Raw genomic sequence first — 20,514 nt, 5'->3', positions numbered from 1 at the left:
GAAAACATAATGGAAACCAGTATAATCCGGAATTGACGAATCCAAAATCTTTTTCGCGGAGATTCACAACTCATGGCTCTACCGGTCGCAGCCATCATCGGACGCCCCAACGTCGGCAAAAGCAGTCTGCTCAATTCGCTGGCAGGCCGCCGAATCAGCATTGTGGACCCGACGGCGGGGGTTACGCGCGACCGCATCAGCACCATCCTGTGCCACAAAGACCGCTACTTTGAACTGGTAGATACCGGCGGATACGGCATTGTGGATTCGGATGCTCTGGAAGAGCACATCGAAAACCAGATTTTTCAGGCCATCAGCAGCGCCAATCTGGTGATTTTTCTGGTGGATATTCGTCAGGGGCTGACCCCGCTGGACGAGGAAATCGCCGTACTGCTGCGCAAACACAATCTGCCGGTCATTCTGGCGGCAAACAAAGCCGACACTCCCTCTCTTTTTTCCGCCGCCGCCGATTTTGCCCCGCTCGGATTCGGCCTGCCGATTTGTGTATCGGCGGAACAGAAAATCAACCGGACGGAACTGCTGGACCGCATCGTAGAGGCCCTTGCCCATCTGCCTGCGGAAACCCCGAAAGAAGCCGTGATGAAACTGGCCATTGTCGGACGACGCAATGTCGGCAAAAGCACCTTCCTGAATGCCGTCGTGGGGCAGCCGCGGGTGATTACCAGCGAAATCCCTGGGACAACCCGCGATGCTGTGGATGTCCGCTTCGAAAAGGACGGCAAGTGCTTTATCATCATCGATACGGCCGGCGTCCGCAAGAAGAGCCGGATGCAGAACGATATCGAGTTTTACGGCTACACGCGCGTCATCAAGAGCATTCGGCGGGCGGATGTGGTTCTGCTCGTGATGGATGCTACGGAGCCGGTCTCGGAAGTGGATAAAAAACTGGCCCACCTGATTCAGGAGGAATACAAGCCCTGCATCCTCGTAATCAACAAATGGGATCTGGCCAAAGACCGGGCCGGGTCGCAGGATTATGCCGACTATCTGGAAAAAGCGATGGCCGGTCTTCGCCGGGCTCCGATTGCCTTTACGACGGCTCTGGAGGGCAAAAATGTGCAAAGCGTGCTGGATTTGGCGATGGAGCTGTTCAAGCAGGCGTCACTGGAGGTGCCCACGGCCAAGCTGAACAAGGCCGTTCGGCTGATTGAGGAGGAAAAGGCGGGCGGACACAGCCGCGGGATTATTCCGAAGATTTATTATGCGACACAGGTGGCGACCCGGCCGGTCACGCTGCTGCTGTTTGTCAACCGCATCAGCCTGTTTGACCCGGCCTATCAGCGCTACCTGGTCCACCGCTTCGGCGAACTGCTCGGCATCGAAGAGGTGCCCATCCGGCTCCTTCTGCGCCCGAAAGAAACAAGGAAAGCGGATCGGTCTTGAACAACAATTATGGTTCAGTCCGCAAAACAGAATTATTTCTCCTCTCGTTCTCGTAATTTTGTTGCTGTATGTCTACTAATAATTCTTGCCTGGTCGGCCTTCAGCAACATCCTGCAGAACGACTTTATCGACTTCGACGACACCGAGTACATTGTGGACAATCCGTATGTTCGAATGGGACTGACCTTTGAGTCGATACGCTGGGCTTTTACAACGGTTTTTCTGGGCAATTGGCATCCTCTGACCCTTTTGAGTCATATGGCGGATGTAGAGCTGTTCGGGCTGCATCCGGCCGGTCATCATCTGACCAGTCTCCTGCTGCATCTGCTGACAGCCGCCGCCCTGTTCGAATGGCTCCGTCGGGTCACCGGCTCACTCTGGTGCGCCTTTGCAGCCGCTCTCTTCTTTTCCATTCACCCCCTTCGTGCGGAGTCAGTTGCCTGGGCGGCAGAACGAAAAGACGTTCTGTGCGGTTTTTTCGGAATTCTTACGCTCGCCGCCTATTGTGCTTTTACAAAAAAGAAAACTTTTTTTTCATACGGCATGACCTTCCTTCTTCTTTTGCTCGGCCTGTTGGCCAAAGGGATGCTCGTCACATGGCCGCTGGTCTTTCTGCTTCTGGACATCTGGCCTTTGGAAAGAGCGAAAACCATTAAGGATTTGAAACCTCTGCTGCAGGAAAAGGTTCCGTTTTTTCTTCTCTGCATCGGATTCTGCTTTATCCTCTATTTTGCTCAAAAACAGGGCGGAGCACAGACGGACTGGAACGTTTATCCGTTTCGGTACCGGCTCGAAAACGCTGCCGTGTCGTATTTCCGCTACCTTTCAAAAATCTTCTATCCAACAAATCTCTCTGTTCTATATCCCTTACGGCCGGATTTCAGTCTGATTCGGCTGGGATTATCTCTGGGGGCATTGCTGGGCATCAGCGTCTTTTTCGGGCTTCAGTATCGCCGGCGGCCTTGGCTTTTCGTCGGATGGTTTTGGTACCTGATTATTCTGCTTCCTGTCATTGGCCTTGTCCAAATCGGCCGACAGGCCATGGCGGACCGCTACACGTATCTGCCCTCCGTCGGAGTCGGAATCGCCCTTTTCTGGACAGTCCGGGAGTGGACACGAGCACGTCCTGCTCGAATTGCCTTTGTCAGCGTCTTCTGTGCCGCAGGATTTGCGGCCCTTCTATTGGGCACATGGCTTCAGACCTACCGCTGGAAAGACACCATCACCCTTTTTGAACACTCGATTCGCGTCACCGGAGACAATCCGACTCTGGAGGTCAATCTGGCTTATCGACTGGCCCAAACTGGACAATTGGATCGAGCAATTGAAATGTCGGAATCCGTTCTGGAACGGTATCCGAACCTGTTTCAGTGTGTCGTGAATCTCGGATCTTTCCATCTGAAGAAAAACAACTATGAAAAAGCCCTGTTTTATCTGCAGAAAGCGATGGCAATTCGCCCGAAGAGCCGCTCGGAGATTCTCGGATATATAGGAGAAGTCTATTTGCGGAGCAGACAGGTCGAGGCGGCGGAGAAAACCCTCCTGGAAGCTCTTCAGGACAGCCCGCGAAACGCCCGTCTGCTGAACGCCCTGGGAGAGGCCCGCTGCCTTCAGGGACGAACGGCGGAGGCGGTGAATTTCTGGCGTCAGTCTCTGGAGCAAAATCCGTATTTTTCGCCTGCAGGAGAAAATCTGGCTTGGGTACTGGCGGTCTGTGAAGAAGACGCCGTGCGCTGTCCGCAGGAGGCGCTGTCGCTCAGCCGGCATCTGGTCCGACTGTTTGGGCCCACGGCCCGCCGCCTGGATATTCTGGCCGCTGCTTACGCTGCCGTCGGGGATTTTCCGCAGGCAGTGGCCGCGGCGCAAGAAGCATGGAGTCTGGCTCATCAGGAACAGGACACAAAACGGCTTTCCGAAATTGATATCCGTCTTCAGCTGTACCAGCAGGGCAAATCCTTTCTTGAAAAAGTCTGCAGACAAGAAGTAGAATAGCAACTAAAAAGACAGGGGAAACAAACCCTTTCAGGAGTGAAAACCATGGATGCTCTTCTGCTGATGCTTATTTGCGGAGCCGGATATGTGATTGCCTACCATACCTACGGGCGTTTTCTGGCCCGAAAAATTTTTCGGCTCAATCCGGATGCCCCTGTGCCCAGCCGGGAGTTTCAGGATGGAGTGGACTATGTGCCCTCCCGCAAAGAAGTCATTTTCGGACACCACTTTACTTCCATCGCGGGAACCGGACCGATTGTCGGGCCCGCCATCGGCATCATCTGGGGATGGCTGCCGGCCCTCCTCTGGGTAACCCTCGGCTGCATCCTCATGGGCGCCGTTCACGACTTTGGAACGCTGGTGATTTCTCTGCGAAACGAAGGCAAAAGCATCTCGGAAATCGCCGCCCGCTACATCAATCCTCGTGTACGTCTGATTTTCTTTTTGATCGTTTTTCTGGCCCTGCTGATTATCATCGCCATTTTCGGCGTGGTCATCGCCACCGTATTTAAACTGTACCCGGAATGCATTCTCGCCATTTGGCTGCAGATTCCGATTGCCGTGCTTCTCGGCTGGGCCATTTATAAAAAGAATGCTCCCCTGACCTTTTCAACCTTCTTGGCCGTGACGGCAATGTACGCCACGGTTGCCCTCGGGGCCTGGCTGGAGGGCTTCTGGAAAAGCCGCTTCGGCCACGGCGTTTTTGCCTTTCTGGATTCCTGGCCGATCCCCTCCACCGGAACCTGGACCATTATACTTCTGATTTACTGCTGGTTTGCCTCCACCCTGCCGGTCACAACCCTGCTTCAGCCGCGCGATTACATCAATGCCTGGCAGCTGTTTTTGATTATGATGCTGCTGGGCCTTTCCGTACCGGCGGCGGCTTTTCGATACGACAATTTTCATCTTTCAGCCCCGGTTTATCTGCCTCGTTTTGCGGATGTGCCGCCGCTGCTGCCGATGATGTTTGTAACAATTGCCTGCGGCGCCATCAGCGGCTTTCACTCGCTGGTTGCCAGCGGAACAAGTCCCAAACAAATTTCCCGCGAGACTGACGCCCAGTTTATCGGCTATGGTTCAATGCTCGTGGAGGGAATGCTGGCGGTTCTGGTCATCATCTGTATCGCCGCCGGCCTCGGAATCGGCACCGGCGGGTTGACCGGGCGGGCTGCATGGGACCAATTCTACACCGGCTGGATGGAAGGACGCGGATTAGGAAACAATCTTCAGCCCGTTGTTATCGGGGCCTCAAACATGCTGGCGGCTCTCGGAATCCCTGCTGTGCTCGGGGCGGCCATCATGGGGGTTTTTGCATCCTCGTTCGCCGGCACGACGATGGATACCGCTGTTCGCATCCAGCGGTACGTCATCAGCGAACTGGCAACAGATTTTAAACTCCCTCGTCTGGCCAACCGCTGGACTGCCACAACGCTGGCGGTTGTAACGGCGGCCGCCGTGGCCTTTATCAATACTTCCGGCAGGACTATCTCCTTCGGTGCTGATGCCAAGGGGGCCCTGCGGCTGTGGCCGCTGTTCGGAACCGTCAACCAGCTGATGGCCGCTCTGGCACTTCTGGTTGTTACGATGTATCTGAAGCGCAAAGGCGGGCTGAAATACCTCGTTGCCGCCGGCCCCTGCCTGATCATGCTGGCCCTGACCGGCTGGGCAATGATTCTCAATGAAATCAGTTATTTTCGCCAGCAGAATTGGCTCTTGTGCGGCTTGGGCGGAGCAGTTTTTCTCCTGGCCTGCTGGATGACAATCGAAACTCTTATATTGTTCCTGAAGGGCTCTACGGCGCCGGCGCAGGAGCAGGAGAAGAGCTGACGGGAATCAGACGAATCCGAACCATTGCCGGCGGCTCCGGGGCTTGAATCATCCCTCTCCGAACCAAGTCCTGCGGAAAATTGTAAATCACTGGACGCGGCGGCGTCTGCTCCATTTGCTGATCGCCGCTGAGCACCTGGATCAAGAGATGATACGGCTGCTGCTGATACTGAGTCTTTGCCTCCGGCGTCGAACGGAAATGAATCGTTGTTAAGTCATCCAGCACCTCGACTTTATAGGCTCCGAGGAGCTCTGCCGGCATGATAAAACCAATGCGGCCGGGATTCGTCTGGAAGACCTGAGCTTCCAGCGGCAGCGTCGAAGGCATGCGAATCAGAACCGTCTGAGAGGCATACTGTTTCTTGTCATTCGGGCCCAGCGTGATGAACGGCCTTTCGCGAACAGGACGCAGCCGGGCATTCTCGATTTGATTGGCGGATAAAACCACACGAGCGGCGGTATCCGTTCCCTCCCGAATGTACATTGACACACGCGAGGGCTCAACACTCTCCGGAGTCAGCAGCTGCCCGGCTTCATCCCGGACTTCGACCGGCACTTCCCGGAGCACCAGGCGCTGGACCTGCACCTCGACGGCAGAGGGCTCACAAGCCGTGACCGCCAGAGCCAGGGCCTTCACTCGAACCCCTTTGCGAATCAGCTCATCCAGCGGAATCTGATAAGTGCCGGCCTTATGGTGTCCGTATTCCTGCGGGTCATAGTAAAAATCGAGCCGCTCCCGATACGGGTCGGCATCCGTTGCCCGGTGCCGCCGTTCCAGTTCCGCAATTTTTGCCGGCGAGCCGCGAAATGTAATCTTCACCGCCGCGCGGCTCTGGCCTCCGGCAAATGTCACAAAATAATCCGGGTCTGCGGTCGGAGACAGTTCGACCGTCCCCAGAAGCGTGGTTTCCTTTTCGAGGGACATAAAGGCCCATATCCAGATCGTCGCCGACAGGAAAGCAACCACAAGCAGTTTTTTTATCTGCGCCGCCACCGCCGAAAACCCTTTATTGTTCGGTCAATTTGCACCTGTTTCCTGAGGGGATTCAGACCCCCGCTCCTCCATTGCTTCTTTGAGATATCTGCGCAGCTGAGATTCGGTCACATTCCGCTCCAATTTCCCATCGAGGGCAACCGAAATAATCCCGCTTTCTTCACTGACCACGATAACCAGTGCATCAGAACCGCTGGCCAGCCCCAGCGCTGCACGGTGCCGCGAACCAAGAGAGCCGGTAGCACTCTCTCCCTCCGACAGGGGCAGCTGAACACGTGCTGCCAGCAAACGATCCCCGCGAATAATCAAAGCCATATCATGCAGCGGAGTTCCCGGATAGAAAATGGTCTTGATTAATTCCGAAGAGATTCGTGCATCCAGGCGTACGCCGGTTTCTATGAACTCGCCCAGGCCGACATGGCGTTCTATCACCAGGATCGCCCCCGTTCGGGTAGACGCCATCTGAGAAACAGCCGAAACAATCTCTTCGATGCCTCGGCTGATGTGCCGGCTGGAGCCGGTCGTAAAAAGAGAGGTTTGCCCGATTCGAATCAGGGCCCTTCGAATTTCCGGCTGAAAGGCGATCACCGCCACGATTAAAACAGCCAGCAAAAAGCCGTTATAAAGAAATGCTATCCGGTCCATCCCGAAGGTTTTGACTCCGAGATTCAGCACAAGCGAACCGGTAAACAGCACCAGCACCATCCCCCGAAAGAGACGTTCTCCGCGAGTACCCTCCAGAAAATTCAGAACCGCATAGACGACCAGCCCAATAATGATTAACTCGGCAGCTATGACCAGTCGTTCGTAGGGGGAAATTCTTAAGATGTGCTCTACAATCACCTGCAAGACTTGCCGTTTCTGTTAAGGGGCCGTCTCGTTTTCGCCGTCAGCAGCACCGAAAAACAGTTTTTAATTTTCTTAAAATGAGGAATCCTGTTGTCTTTCTCACCCAGGCCTGTCAGCGTGTATAAAGTGGCGTCAAACGGCTCGGACTGTCCAAAAGAAGTATGGAATCGATATCATCCTGGAACATCAGCCAATTTGAATGAATGGCCCGGTAGTGTCTCTGGTCCACCTCTTTAACAGTCACTCCCGGCGCGCCGGTACAGCCAGCCAGAAGCCCAATTCCAACCAAAATCAGTCCAAAAACCGCCGCCTTATAATACTGTTTGATTCGTCCCATTTCTAGCCCCAGTGCTGCTAACAGACATAACATTAAACATCTTTCCCACTTATACCGGATAGTAATTCTATGTCGAAATACTGTCAATGGAAAAACGGCCCTGCTTTCTTTTTAGACCTCTTTTCCTTATAGTACAGCACAGATATAGTTTGAATAATAAAAACTTTCAAGGTCGTTTATGTCTATTATATCGCTTCAGAATATTGAAAAATCATTTGGGTCAATATCTGTCTTTTGCGGGTTGAATGTCTCGTTTCACAAAGGGCAGCGTGTTGGTCTTGTCGGCCCGAACGGTTGCGGCAAAACAACACTCCTCAAATTAATCATCGGCAGCGAGACCCCTGATAAAGGGATTATTTATATCCAGAAAAATCTAAAAATTGCCTATCTGCCCCAAGAAACTCTTTTTCCCCCAGAAAGAAAAGATCAAACCGTTTTTGACATGGCCGCCGAAGGCCTTGAGGAAATTCGCTCTCTTACGTGCCAAATTGAAGAAGTTGTCTGCGGACTTGAGACAGACAAGCAAGACGTTTTAAGACTGGGGCTGTCAAAATATGAACACATTCACCGCCTCTTAGACCAAAAGAGGGGATGGAATCCAGACTCATCCATTAAGAGTGTGCTGTGCGGACTGGGGCTGAGCGAAGACACTCATTTTCGCCCCGTTTCAACCCTTAGCGGCGGGCAGCTCTCTCGGCTCATACTGGCCCGCACCCTTGTTCAGCCGTCAGATGTTCTTCTGCTCGATGAACCGACAAATCATCTTGATCTTCAGGGGATAGAATGGCTGGAGACGTTCCTGAAAAACTATAAGGGGACCATCCTTTTAATCAGCCACGACCGCTATTTTCTTAACCAGCTGTCAGACCATATCGTTGAAATAGAGGACGGAAAAGCCGTCTTTTATAAAGGAAACTATACCTCTTTTCTGGAACAAAAAAAAATAAGACGGCTTTCCGAAGAGCGCATTCTTCGCCGTCGGAAAGAGTTTATTGCCAAAACCCTTGATTTTATTGCCCGCAACAAAGATCAGGAAGGGATGCGCCGTACCGCACGGGGACGCAAGACCCGCCTGCGCCGCCTCCTCCATAATAACCCCGAATTTTTGAAATCTCTCCCAAAAGAAAAAAGAATCTTTTTTCGCTTTGGAACATACTCCGGGCAAGGCGAAAAAATGATCTCAGGAATTTCTTTATCAAAACGATACGGCACAAATATTCTATTCCAGGACTTAAATATAGAATTGGAGCGAGGGGATCGAATTGTCGTCATAGGTCCCAATGGTTCCGGCAAAACAACCCTTCTGAAAATTCTTCTCGGCCTCGACAATTCCGACACAGGCACTGTTCAGCGCCGGGAAAACCTCCGGATCGGCTACCTGGACCAGCACGCCCAGACTCTTTCCGTTGGAAAATCTGTTTTGGAAGAAGCCGCCTCTGTTCGGCCGGATCTCACCCAGGAAAACCTCCGCAGCAGGCTGGCAGCCTTCCTTTTTAGGGGGGAACAGGTTTTTCAGAAAACTGAAACCCTCAGCGGCGGTCAGAAAAGCCGTCTTATGCTGGCAAAGCTGGTTCTCGCGGAACCGGATGTTCTTCTCCTTGATGAACCAACCAACCACCTTGACATTGAAAGCTGTCAAGCCCTTGAGGAGGCCCTTGACCTCTACGAGGGAACGGTTCTGGCCGTCAGTCACGACCGTTACTTCATTGATTCCCTCTTTGAAAAAATGCTGATTCTCGGCAGAGACAAAAACGGCCGAACGATACAATCCGCCCACTCATGGTACCAGAAGCTCTCTGATGAAAAAGGAATTTTCACTCAGTGGACAGAGCTCATTGCCTCCCAGTGCGAAAAGACCGCTGCCGAAAAGAAAGAGACGAGCAAAAAGGAAATATCTGTAAAATCAGCGCCGACCGTTTTATCAACTCCGCCAGAGCTTCGCCCATTCAATGCCTGGACAATTGAAACAATTGAAGAAAAAATCCTTTCCCTCGAAGAAGAAATTGAATCCCTTACTCTTCAATACGGCAAAGAGGATACGTACCGCAATAAAGATTCTTTTAAGACACTTCAGGAGAATCTGGATAAGAAAAAATCTGAACTCGCCCTCCTTTATCGTGCTTACGATTGGCGAACATCCAAAAAAAACCGCTGAGACTTGTGAACAACTTGTTAGAATAAATGTGAGAACTGTGAGGCCATCAAAGAAGAGAGGTTCTCTATTTTATCATCCCTTCTTTCTCAACAGATTCCCTTACACATCAAACAGATTTTGTTACAGGTTATCCACAAGATCTTTTGAATAAATTACTTCAATAACTTGTTTGCAAAAAAGGGGTTAGAATACACTCTTGTCTAAACATGCAACTTTTTCACATCTCATATGACAACAAGAAAAATAAAAAGAATTCTCCTATTTACATAGGAAAGATTCTTCTGTTTTTTGGTTAAAACAAAGATTCCTCTGCGGTTCAAAATCCAGTTGCAAAACCCATCCTTTCGGGTACATTATGCGGAATGTGTCAAAAGATAAAAAAAGGGTTTTTTGCAGGGGAAAACGATGAAACTGAATCTGAATCGTCTGGCTTTTCAGGAAGCGTTATCGCTGGCAGGAACCGTTATTCCTCGAAGCACCCCTAAGCCGATTCTTCAGTGTGTCCGAATCCGTACCGATAAAGGCAGGGTCTTTTTGTCGGCGACCGACCTGGAAGTGGGAATTGTCTGCCAGATCGGGCAGGTGGAGATTACAGAAGAGGGAGAGGCCGTTGTCCCTGCTGAGAAAGTCAGTGCAATTGTGCGGGAAACTGCAGACGAGACAATTCTTCTTGAAGAGGCGGAGTCGACCCTTCATCTCACGGCCAGTGACAGCAAATATACTATCTACGGACATGACAGCCGCCAGTATCCTTCGGTGCCGGAGTTTCCGGGCAAGGCAGACCTGGAGGTGCCCTTGGCCCTTCTAAAGGAGTCGATTCAGCAGACTCTTTTTGCGGCGGCAAAGGAAAGCACTCGTTATGCTCTGAACGGCGTCTTATGGGAAATCGCCGGGAAGAAGCTTAATTTAGTGGCGACAGACGGACGGCGCCTGGCCCGCAGCGTTATTGCCCTGCAGAAAGCGGCAAAATCGCCCGATGGTAAAATTATTGTCCCGTCTAAAACGATGGCTCTCCTGGAGCGCTTGCCTTCCGACGCAGAATCCGTCGTGGCTGTTTCGTTCGGCGACAACAGGATTTCTGCTTCGTGCGCAAGCGTGACGCTCAGCTCAACACTGGTAGAAGGCAATTTCCCCAAATACGAAGACATCATTCCCAAAGACTATGAGAAGAAAGTCGTTCTCAATACAGCGTCCGCCCTCAGCGCCGTCAAAAGAGCGGCCTTGCTCTCGAGCGAGGACAGCAAAGGGATAAAGATTTCCCTTCAAAAAGGGAAAATGCTCTTCTCGAGCCGGGCTCCTGAAACAGGTGATGCCCAAATTGAAATGGCGGTCGAGTATGACGGACCCTCTATCGAAATCGGCTTTAATCCGCAGTTTCTTCTGGATGCTATCCGCGTCCTTTCCGCTGATACCTTCGAGCTTCATCTGGGAGAGCCGGATCGGCCAGGGTTGATAAAAAGCGGCAGCAATTTCCTCTATATCGTTATGCCGGTCAATTTATGAAACATCCCGCAGAACTCTATCAATATAAAAGACAGGGCCTTACGGCTTCACCTGATTTTCCAAGAGAAAACAGACCGGAGCCGCTGGCCAATCTTGTCGGGCGATTTTTGAAGCAGCGCTCCGCTGAGCTGGAACAAAACGGACAGCTGCTTGATGTGTGGGACAAAATTGTCCCGGAAAGTCTGCGTCCGTACTGCCGCCTGGATGGCCTCCGGAACGGAGTCCTTTCTATAGAAGCGGCTTCCGGCCCCTGTTTTTTTCAGCTGAAAACAATGTCGGATGAAATGGTCCGCCGTTTTCGTCAGCTTTGTCCCTCCGCAAAGATTCAAAAAATTCGCCTGCTTCCTCTTTCTCTGCCAGCAGAAGAAACCAGATTACTATGAGCACCAATACATACGATGCCAGCAGTATTAAAATTTTAGAGGGACTTGCGGCCGTCCGGAAGCGCCCGGATATGTACATCGGAAACCGCCAGGAAAGCGGACTCCATCACCTTGTCTATGAGGTTCTTGACAATGCAATTGATGAGGCCCTTGCCGGACGCTGTGACCAGATTATTGTGCATATCCACATGGACGGCAGCTGCTCCGTGGAAGACAACGGCGGCGGTATTCCTACGGAAATCCATCCGGAAGCGGGCGTCAGTGCACTCCAGGTGGTGCTGACCACCCTTCACGCCGGCGGGAAATTTGATAACAAGGCCTATCGGGTTTCGGGAGGCCTGCACGGGGTCGGCGTGAGCGTTGTCAATGCCCTCAGCGAATGGCTTCAGGCAGACGTCTGGCGCAACGGCAAGCACTATCAATTTGAGTGCGTTCGAGGGGTCCCGAAAGGACCGGTTCGTGAAGTAGGTCCGGCCAGCAAAAGAGGAACGCGGATTACCTTTATGCCGGATTCCGAGATTTTTCCCGATACGGAATTCAAACATGAAACGCTGCTGAAGCGGGTTCGTGAGCTGGCCTATCTGAATGCCGGTGTGCACATTACTTTTCAAGATGACCGTTTCAATAAAAAGGAGGTTTTCCATTACACGGACGGCATCCGCGCCTTTGTAAAGTATCTGGACGAAGGGAAGACGCCCATCTGCGACACAATCTATTTTTCCAAAACAGACCTTGAAACCGGAATGGAGTGTGAAATCGCCTTCCAGTACAACGACAGTTATGTCGAGAATGTTTTGGCCTTTGCCAACAACATACGGAATATCGACGGGGGCACTCATCTGTCCGGATTTCGAACGGCGCTGACAAGGACCATGAATGCCTATGCCCGCAGCGCCAATATGATTAAGAATATTACTCCGACCGGCGAAGATTTGCGGGAGGGTCTGACCGCTGTAATCAGCGTTAAGCTGCGAGACCCCCATTTTGAGGCCCAGACAAAGGTACGGCTCTCTAACCCGGAAGTGGACGGCTTTGTTCAGAGTGTTGTGAACGAGAAACTCTCGATTTACCTTGAGGAGAACCCGTCTGCAGCCAAAGCCATTCTCACTAAAGCCATTCAGGCCGCAGCCGCCCGGGAGGCCGCCCGCAAGGCCAGAGAGCTGACGCGGAGAAAGGGGGCCCTCAGCGGGGCGGACCTGCCCGGCAAGCTTTGGGACTGTTCCAGCCGGCAGACAGACAACACGGAAATTTTTATTGTGGAGGGCGATTCAGCAGGCGGCTCGGCCAAAGCCGGACGTGACCGCGAACACCAGGCAATCCTGCCGCTGAAGGGAAAGATTATCAATGTAGAAAAAGCCCGGCTGGAAAAAATGCTCGGTCACGAGGAGATCCGCACGATTATCAGCGCCCTCGGAACAGGTATCGGCGCCGATGAATTTGACATTACAAAATGCCGCTATGGAAAAATTATCCTGATGACCGATGCAGATGTGGACGGGGCCCATATCCGCACACTTTTGCTGACCTTCTTTTTCCGACAGATGCCGCAGCTCATTGAGGCCGGAAAGATTTACATTGCTCAGCCGCCTCTGTATGAAATCCAGCAAAAAGGAAAAAAGGAGAGCCAGTACCTCCTCAGCGAGGCCCAGATGAGAAAATTTGTGGAGAACCGCGGCCTGGAAGGAGCCCGCCTCGTCGTCCGTTATTCCGACAAGACGACTCAGGTGATTGAGAAGGCAAAGCTGGCCCTGCTGGTTAAGATACTCAATGATGCCGAACGAAGCATCGCGGTTCTGGAGCGAAGAGGCATCGTTTTCCGTGAGTTTGTAGAGAGTTATTTTGACGGAGCGCGCCTTCCTGTTTATCACATTCGCGCACAGGGACAGAGTGAATTCTTTTATACAAAAGAGGAATTTGAGAAGCGTCAGGAGGAACTGGCGGTTTCTGAGAGCCGGACGGAACAGGAAGAGTCGATCGGAACATTTCTTGCCGAGGAGCTTCACGAAGTTGTTCGCCTGAATGAAATTCACGAGCGTCTTCAAAAGGATTTCCAAATGGATATGACGGATTTCCTTCAGCGTCCGTCCCGTTCGGAGGAGCTGGAGGAAACCGGCGGCAAATTCGAAGTATCTGCCGGCGAGAAAACGTACCCCGTACCTTCCCTGGAACAGCTTCCTGCGGTTATTCGCAAGATTGGCTCTGAGGATATTGAAATTAAGCGCTTTAAAGGTCTCGGCGAAATGAATTCGGAACAGTTATGGGAAACCACAATGGACCCCAAGCGCCGGACCCTTCTGAAGGTGGATATGGACGATGCCGGTGAAGCGGACCGCCTGTTCAGTATTCTGATGGGGGATGATGTGGAAAAAAGAAGAAAGTTTATCCAGGAGCACGCCCTCGAGGTTCAAAATCTTGATATTTAAGAATGACAAGAGCGGAAAGAAGTTTTTGCTTGCAAAACCTGTTGGTCTTGTCGAGAATAATCTGCTGTGACATTTGACATAAAGGATTGCCGAAACTTGCGCAAGGGAGGCACCAAGATGAAAAAAATGACAGTAATATTGGCCGCGGCCGCTGTGGGGGTTTTGTCTGGCTGTCAAACTGGGAAAAAACCTTCCGACCGCGTCAATCCGGATGTGATTGATTCAGAGAAAATACAGCTTCAAAGTCGAATTGACCGAAAATTTGATGACCCGCAGGCCCACTATCAGCTTGGAAAGATTTATCAGAGGGAAGGACTTTTAGACAGGGCAGCTTGGGAGTTTACCTTAGCACTTCAGTTTGACCCGGTACACTATGCCGCTCAAGCCGCTAAGGTTCGAGTTTATAAGGATTTGCGGCAAGCCGACCGTATGACGGTTGCGGCAGAACTCTTCATTGATCAAGCCGGAGGGTCAGCGGAGTCACTTACTTTGCTTGGACGTGCCTTCCAAGCAGAGGGACTGGATGACTATGCCCTCACTTGCTATCAAAAAGCCCTCGATCGCTCCCCCAATTCAGCCCTTCTTCACAAGCAGATTGGGCTTTTCTATCTGAACAAGAAAGATTTGGTCAAGGCTGAAGAATATCTGCGAAAAAGCATCCAGATTGACCCCTATCAGCCCGATGTGGCTGAGCAGCTGGGCAAAATGGGTGTTGTTATACAAGTTCCGCAACCTTCTGCCAAGACGGCTCCTTCACAAGAAACCGCAAAGCCTGCCGCTGCACCCTAAGACACGGTCCGCTTCGTCTTTTCGAATTACAAGGGTTTTTTGAATCCTTTTGCAGTGCAGAAAACATAAGCGTGGTTCAGAAGAAAACCAATGTTTTGGTGTGCGCACATAGTTTTTTTACTATGTTTTTTCCCTTCAAACAAGTGGGTGAGAAATATCTGTTCAAAACATACTTATTATCAGACAAAAGTGAGCGACAAAGACCAAAATACAGAGAAGAAAGAGACCTCCGCAGGAAAAATCCTTCGTTCTGATTCTGAATGGAGAAAGCTCCTTACTCCGCAACAATACAATATATTGAGAGAAAAAGGAACAGAGCCGCCATATACAGGCGTTTATAATACTCATTTTGAGAAAGGGGTTTATACCTGTGCCGGGTGCGGACAAGTGTTATTTTCATCAGAGACAAAGTACCCCTCTCACTGCGGCTGGCCTGCCTTTTATGAGGTAGAGAAAAAAGGGGCCGTGATTCGCCGCATTGACAGAAGTTTTGGGATGGTTCGAACGGAGATCCTATGCAGTCGGTGCGGAGGCCATCTTGGACATGTTTTTCAGGACGGTCCCCCGCCCACAGGCCTGCGGTACTGTATTAATTCAGCCGCCCTTTCCTTTCAAGCTGCTCCCGAGGCACCTTAAAGCCGTCAAAGACAGTAAATTTTGCGCAGAAAGAACAAAATTCTTGTCTTAAAATCGGCAAGATGGTACGATTCTATACAGGAAAGCAGGTTTTTTCGGGGCGTGGCGCAGTTTGGCTAGCGCGCTTGACTGGGGGTCAAGAGGTCGCAGGTTCAAGTCCTGTCGCCCCGATTGGCAGCAGGCACAGCGCTTCTTTTGACAGGGCAGCGGAAGCTCCAAAGTGTTTCTTCAGACAATTAAATAGGCAGAGAACAGGGAAAAGAGGACTATTCATTCACAGAGCCGTTCTCGTAGATTTTGAATCGGTGACAGACAGAAATAGTGAAGGGCTCTTTTGGCAGGGAGAGACATATGCGAGTCGTGTTGGTGGATGATCATCAGATTGTCAGGGAGGGTATGTGTGTCCTTCTGCAGAGGCGTCCGGATATCGAGGTGGTCGGCCAGGCAGGGGACGGCAGGACGGCGGTAGAGCTGGTCAAGAAGCTGCAGCCTGATGTAGTCATTATGGACATTGGGATGCCGAATCTGAACGGGATTGATGCAACCCAGCAAATGCTCGCGGACAACCCGAACATTAAAATTCTTGCGCTGTCTACCCATTCGGATGCATCCATGGTTGCCAAGATGATTCGAGCCGGCGCCAGCGGCTATATGCTCAAGGAATCTGCTTTTTCGGAACTTCTAACCGGCCTCGATACGATCATGCAGGGCAAGACCTATCTGTGTGCCAAGATTGCCTCGGTAGTGTTTACGGATTATGTAAACATGCTCACCAATCCGAATTGGCAGTCCCGAGAAGTCCTGACTTCGCGGGAACGAGAGATTCTGCAGCTGGTTGCGGAGGGACACACAACAAAACAGATTGCCCAGATTCTGAATCTGAGCCCCAAAACCGTCGATTCACACCGAGAGCATATTATGCAGAAACTGAACATCCGTACCATTGCCGGGCTCACAAAATATGCTGTCCAGGAGGGTTTAACCCCTAACAATCCTTAACAGAACAGACGGAAAGCAAAAGCACCTGTCTTTTTATCGGACGCGCTGGGTTTTTTTCCTGTCCGCATGTTAAGTCTGTCCTTTTTTTGGCCGATAACCTGAACGGCAAGGCCGATTGCGGACAAAGTATCTCTCGGGATGCAGCAGGACAGGGTGTCCTGCCGAAAGAAGTCCTTGTATTTGTCTTGTCCGCGAAAAAATGTCGGCCTCCGGAAAGGGACAGTCTGAAATGTTCAGTACAGACCGAGCTCGGCAAAAGCGCCCTTCTCAGAGCCATGCACTGCCCGAAGGCGGAACAATGCCCCTGGAAGAGCTGCTTCGGGAAACCCATCAAAAGTGGATTCAGTCTCTGGAAGAGCAAAAACAGCTTCAGGCCAAACTCGAGCGGCTGGAGAAGGATTTCCACACAATCTTTGACTCCGTGCCGGCAATGATTTGGTACCGCGACTGTCAGGGAACAATCCTGCGGGCCAATCGCTGTGCCGCCGAATCCGTGGGGCTTTCCGTGGAAGAACTGGTCGGAAAAAATTATTATGAGTTATTTCCTGACGGGGCTCAAAAGGCCCTCGAAAAAGACATGCAGGTGATTGTGAGCGGCCAGCCCCTCTATAAGCAGCTTCGAAAGTACGTAACCGCCGACAATCGGGTTCGATGGGTTCTGGCAGACCGCATCCCCTATTGGGATGAGAATGGGCAGGTGGCCGGCGTCATTGTGTTTGCTCAGGACATCACGGAGCAAAAGGCCGCCGAGGATGAGCTGCATCTGGCCAACCGCCGCATCGAACAAGCCAACCGTCAGCTGCGCGCCGCCGCTGAGAGAGCCCGCATTCTGGCGGAGGAGGCCGCAGCGGCCAACCGCGCCAAGAGCGAATTTCTGGCGCATATGAGTCATGAATTGCGGATGCCGATGAATGCCATCCTCGGATTTGCAGAGATTCTGCAGGAAGAAAACCTTTCGGAGGAGCAGCGGCAGTATGTCCGGACGATTCAGCGTTCTGCCTCGAATCTGCTGACCCTGATTAATGAAATCCTTGATTTTTCAAAAATTGAGGCCGGCAAGCTGCGTATCGAAATGGTTCCCTGTTCCTGCGCGGAGGTTGTTCGAGAGGTGGCCGAACTGATGGAGCATTCGGCCCGCTCCAAAGGTCTTGACTTTCAGGCGGATTGTTCCCCGGAATTGCCCGGAGTTATTTATACCGACCCAATGCGGCTTCGTCAGTGTCTGCTGAATTTGGTAGGCAATGCCATAAAGTTTACGGAGAAGGGACGGGTGTCGGTGCGTGTTTATCCGGAGACAGCCGCCGGACAAAAGCGGATTCGTTTTGATGTGCAGGATACCGGCATCGGAATTGAACCGGAAAAACAGACCCTGATTTTTGAATCCTTTACACAGGCGGATTCTTCTATCTGCCGTAAATATGGAGGGACAGGTCTGGGGCTGGCTGTAACACGCCGGCTGATGGGACTGTTGGGCGGGCATGTGGAGCTGGCCAGCCAGCCCGGAAAAGGCAGTACCTTTTCTTTGATTTTGCCTTGTTTTGTGGAGCCGATGCAGAACACGGCGGCTGACCCTTCAGTTCCCGCCCATGTGCCGCAGGAGGATGAACGTCATATCGGCTGTATCGGCCGCATTCTTCTGCTTGACAGCGATCCGCCCAATCCGATTCACGCCTCCCTGCTGCTGCGCCGGGCCGGTCTGGACGTGTGCGTTGTTCAGGGCCTGCGTGAGGCGCTTGCGGAGCTTAAGCAGAATCCCTTTAATCTGGTGCTGATAGCTCTCCAGAAGGTTCAGGAGGCCCGCAAAGCAGCGGCTAAACTGCGCAATTTCGATGAACAGCTTCCGATAGTAGTGATTACATCCGACACGTCGAAAAAGACGGCGGAGCAATTTAAGATTGCAGGCAGCAATGCTGTTCTGGTTGAGCCGGTTTCACGAAGTCAGCTCTATGAAACCCTCCGTTCTTTTCTGTCAGTTCAGGCGGCGTCTTCGGTTCCCGGCGAAAGCTCCTCTCCGGAGCCTGAAAGTCCGGAAGACCTGTATGAAACACTGCCCGCCCTGATAGAACAGATTCGCGAATGTTATGCCCGAAGTGATTATGAAACGCTTGCCGAGCACGCTGGACGCCTCGTGGAGCTGGGGCGTCGATTCCATCGGCTTGCACTGACGGAAAAAGCCGCCCGTCTTCAGAAATTTTTAACGGGCGGGAGTGTTCAGCCGGATGAGCTCCAAAAACAAGTGGAGGAACTCAGCGACCTTTGCCTGCAGATTACGCTGGGCCGTTAATAGATATACACCAGCCGCAATTTCACATTCCATTCGTTTTTGGCGGTTCCGGCTTTGTCCAGAGCGATTTGTTCACACTGCAAATCCGGCCAGCGGGCCAGCATAGCGGAAAGGAACCCCGCCGCCGTTTCGACTTTTACGGACTTAAATGACAAATCGGCGCTTTTGCGTGTTTTGCCTTTCTGCTTGATGGCCTGGCGAACGTTCAGCGTATAACTGCCCGAACTGATTCCGAATTCTTTTGTAAAGCGGTCGACCTCGGTTGTATAGTCAAACTCCCCGCTCTGACCGCCCTGTTCCTGGTAATGGACTCGGGCCGGCTCCAGCTGAAGAATCTGATCGATTAGGACAGCGGCTTCTGCATACTGGGCTTTTTTGTCGTTCCACGCTTTGATATAGCGCGGGTAAAAAACCAGACCGCTGAGCAGGGCCCATAGCGCCGCCAGGACCGGCAGCAGAACAAAGAAGAAATCCGGCTGTTTCCAGAAATCCTTTCGCATCAGGCACCTCCTTCCTTCTTGGTCTGAAGAACAATTTCGAACTTATCCCGCGGCGGCGCCGGAGAAATCTGGTTGCTTTCTACATCCAGTTTCGGGTGTTTTTTGAACTCGTCGAGAAGCTGCAGCGTGCTGCGTCTGCCGTCCGTATCGCCAATCAGGCGAATCGTTCGTTCTGTAATGGATATCTGCTGAATCTGCATATCGACGGAAGACGGCGTTTTGTTCAGGGCCTCCATCAGGAATGTCAGGCGGGCAGGCACAGACCCCTCATCGCCGCCGCCGAATCCCTCCTGACGCTGACGCACCTGACGGAGCACATTCCGAAGACGGGTTAGAATCGGCTGGTTGGACGGGGGCTTTTGGCCGTACATACATCCTTTGTATTCGGCAACAACTTTCTCATCGAGACGGGCGATATAAGCCTGGAGCCGCAGGGATTTCATTTGAAAATAAAGTCCGACGGCCGCAAAAATAACCGTCAGGGAAATGCTCAGGGTACGGAGAGATTTCTGCAGCATCTTCCTGCGTCCCTGATACGGCAGAAAGTCACGGCGGAAGTCCGCACGACGTCCTCGATGAATGCTCGACAGCGCCGCACCCCATGCCGCCGCCGCAAGAACCGAGTCGGCAGATGATTCGCCGGGCCAGCGAAGGGTTTCTGTTTGGACGGGATGAGACAGTTTTTGCGAGAGAACGTCAGGACGGATGTGTTCCGTTTCGCCGGCCAGAACAACCGTTTCAACCGGTTCCCCGCAGGCCCATCCGGCCAAAGTTAACTGAATCTGTCGGGCAAGCGAATCCGTAAGGTCATCCTTTCCGGCCAGGAGAACTCGGCGGAAGTAAACAGCCCGTCCTTTGTTGGCATTTTTCAGCAGGAGACATTGCCCCCCGCACAGCCAGACAAACAGAGTGCCGGTTTCCCGGAACGAAGGCGAAACCTGCTCCAGAGCCCGCGCCAGCGAGACGGCCTCCGGCTCCATCATAACGGGGTCCAGACCTTCCCCCTGAAGGTCCAGCAGCAGGTCGGTGAGTGTCTGCCGGTCGGCCGCATAGACCATCACATCCGCTCCGTCCGGGCGGATGCGGACTACTTCGTAAGCCACCGCTAATGAAGCCGCGTCTGTTGCGGCGGCTTCTTCTGCGTCATACTTGATGGTATGGTCAATCTGACGCGGTTCCGAAAACGCCGAGCGCAGAGGATACTGGGCAAAAAAGTCGCTCCGAAGAGAAACAACCGCTTCTTCGTACAGCAGGTTTTTGGCGCGTACAGCCCGGGCGACAGCCGCCCCAAGCGAAAGAAGTTCTGAAGCATCCGGCTCCGGACTTACCCGAAAGCTGTCGGCTACCTGCGGCTCCGGTTTGCTGATGTCAAGAACAACCACCTCCGCTTCTTGTCGGCCTACGGCAATACCTATTACGAATTTTGATTCCACATCCAA

16 protein-coding genes and 1 tRNA gene are annotated in these 20,514 nt (G+C 52.3%); 10 read left to right on the top strand and 7 right to left on the bottom strand.

The genetic code is table 11. From position 1 onward, the window contains the following. The first annotated feature begins 72 nt into the window (after positions 1–72). The 3 genes from der to PKY88_08470 are packed head-to-tail and all read left to right on the top strand — an operon-like array spanning position 73 to position 5,223. Positions 73–1,404, top strand: coding sequence for a ribosome biogenesis GTPase Der (gene der / locus PKY88_08480; protein ID HOQ05232.1), 1,332 nt, complete (start codon positions 73–75; stop codon positions 1,402–1,404). Between the two features lie 9 nt (positions 1,405–1,413). After that, positions 1,414–3,396 (top strand): tetratricopeptide repeat protein, encoded by a 1,983-nt coding sequence (locus PKY88_08475; protein ID HOQ05231.1) that lies wholly within the window; start codon positions 1,414–1,416, stop codon positions 3,394–3,396. Positions 3,397–3,441: 45 nt separating this feature from the next. After that, positions 3,442–5,223, top strand: a complete 1,782-nt coding sequence (locus tag PKY88_08470; GenBank protein HOQ05230.1) for a carbon starvation protein A — start codon at positions 3,442–3,444, stop codon at positions 5,221–5,223. Here the strand turns inward: PKY88_08470 and PKY88_08465 are convergent. From PKY88_08465 to PKY88_08445, 5 genes are all read right to left on the bottom strand, one after another. Next, positions 5,189–6,217 (bottom strand): hypothetical protein, encoded by a 1,029-nt coding sequence (locus PKY88_08465; GenBank protein HOQ05229.1) that lies wholly within the window; start codon positions 6,215–6,217, stop codon positions 5,189–5,191. The genes PKY88_08470 and PKY88_08465 overlap by 35 nt on opposite strands. Positions 6,218–6,241: 24 nt before the next feature. Next, a complete protein-coding gene (cdaA, locus tag PKY88_08460) occupies positions 6,242–7,060 on the bottom strand; it encodes a diadenylate cyclase CdaA (GenBank protein HOQ05228.1) in 819 nt (272 codons plus the stop codon). A gap of 118 nt (positions 7,061–7,178) precedes the next feature. Continuing rightward, the gene (locus PKY88_08455) at positions 7,179–7,403 is read right to left on the bottom strand and encodes a hypothetical protein (GenBank protein HOQ05227.1); all 225 of its coding nucleotides are present in this window, start codon (positions 7,401–7,403) and stop codon (positions 7,179–7,181) included. A gap of 862 nt (positions 7,404–8,265) precedes the next feature. Beyond that, positions 8,266–8,493, bottom strand: a complete 228-nt coding sequence (locus PKY88_08450) for a hypothetical protein (protein ID HOQ05226.1) — start codon at positions 8,491–8,493, stop codon at positions 8,266–8,268. Between the two features lie 141 nt (positions 8,494–8,634). Further along, entirely contained in the window at positions 8,635–8,793 is a 159-nt protein-coding gene (locus PKY88_08445; protein HOQ05225.1) for a hypothetical protein, read from the bottom strand. Between the two features lie 165 nt (positions 8,794–8,958). Here PKY88_08445 and PKY88_08440 point away from each other — a divergent pair, with 165 nt between their 5' ends. The 7 genes from PKY88_08440 (at position 8,959) to PKY88_08410 (ending at position 18,575) form a co-directional block, all read left to right on the top strand. Next, positions 8,959–9,558, top strand: a complete 600-nt coding sequence (locus tag PKY88_08440; GenBank protein HOQ05224.1) for a hypothetical protein — start codon at positions 8,959–8,961, stop codon at positions 9,556–9,558. Positions 9,559–9,963: 405 nt separating this feature from the next. Then, positions 9,964–11,061 (top strand): DNA polymerase III subunit beta, encoded by a 1,098-nt coding sequence (gene dnaN / locus PKY88_08435; GenBank protein ID HOQ05223.1) that lies wholly within the window; start codon positions 9,964–9,966, stop codon positions 11,059–11,061. Between the two features lie 379 nt (positions 11,062–11,440). Further along, entirely contained in the window at positions 11,441–13,867 is a 2,427-nt protein-coding gene (gene gyrB, locus PKY88_08430; GenBank protein ID HOQ05222.1) for a DNA topoisomerase (ATP-hydrolyzing) subunit B, read from the top strand. 117 nt (positions 13,868–13,984) lie between these two features. Continuing rightward, complete coding sequence (locus PKY88_08425) at positions 13,985–14,656, top strand: tetratricopeptide repeat protein (protein HOQ05221.1); 672 nt, start codon at positions 13,985–13,987, stop codon at positions 14,654–14,656. Between the two features lie 732 nt (positions 14,657–15,388). After that, positions 15,389–15,463 (top strand) — tRNA-Pro (locus PKY88_08420). 180 nt (positions 15,464–15,643) lie between these two features. Next, positions 15,644–16,291: a response regulator transcription factor gene (locus PKY88_08415; protein HOQ05220.1), complete on the top strand. Its 648-nt coding sequence runs from the start codon at positions 15,644–15,646 to the stop codon at positions 16,289–16,291. A gap of 229 nt (positions 16,292–16,520) precedes the next feature. Then, a complete protein-coding gene (locus PKY88_08410; protein HOQ05219.1) occupies positions 16,521–18,575 on the top strand; it encodes an ATP-binding protein in 2,055 nt (684 codons plus the stop codon). Here the strand turns inward: PKY88_08410 and PKY88_08405 are convergent. Then, complete coding sequence (locus PKY88_08405) at positions 18,572–19,075, bottom strand: hypothetical protein (GenBank protein ID HOQ05218.1); 504 nt, start codon at positions 19,073–19,075, stop codon at positions 18,572–18,574. The genes PKY88_08410 and PKY88_08405 overlap by 4 nt on opposite strands. Beyond that, a complete protein-coding gene (locus PKY88_08400; GenBank protein ID HOQ05217.1) occupies positions 19,075–20,508 on the bottom strand; it encodes a hypothetical protein in 1,434 nt (477 codons plus the stop codon). Before PKY88_08400 ends, PKY88_08405 begins: the two co-directional genes overlap by 1 nt. Positions 20,509–20,514 lie beyond the last annotated feature (6 nt).

The sequence above is a fragment of the Anaerohalosphaeraceae bacterium genome, assembly GCA_035378985.1.
Lineage (GTDB): Bacteria > Planctomycetota > Phycisphaerae > Sedimentisphaerales > Anaerohalosphaeraceae > JAHDQI01.
Note: the sequence above shows the minus strand (reverse complement) of the source record. Positions and strands in the feature narration are given on the sequence as shown.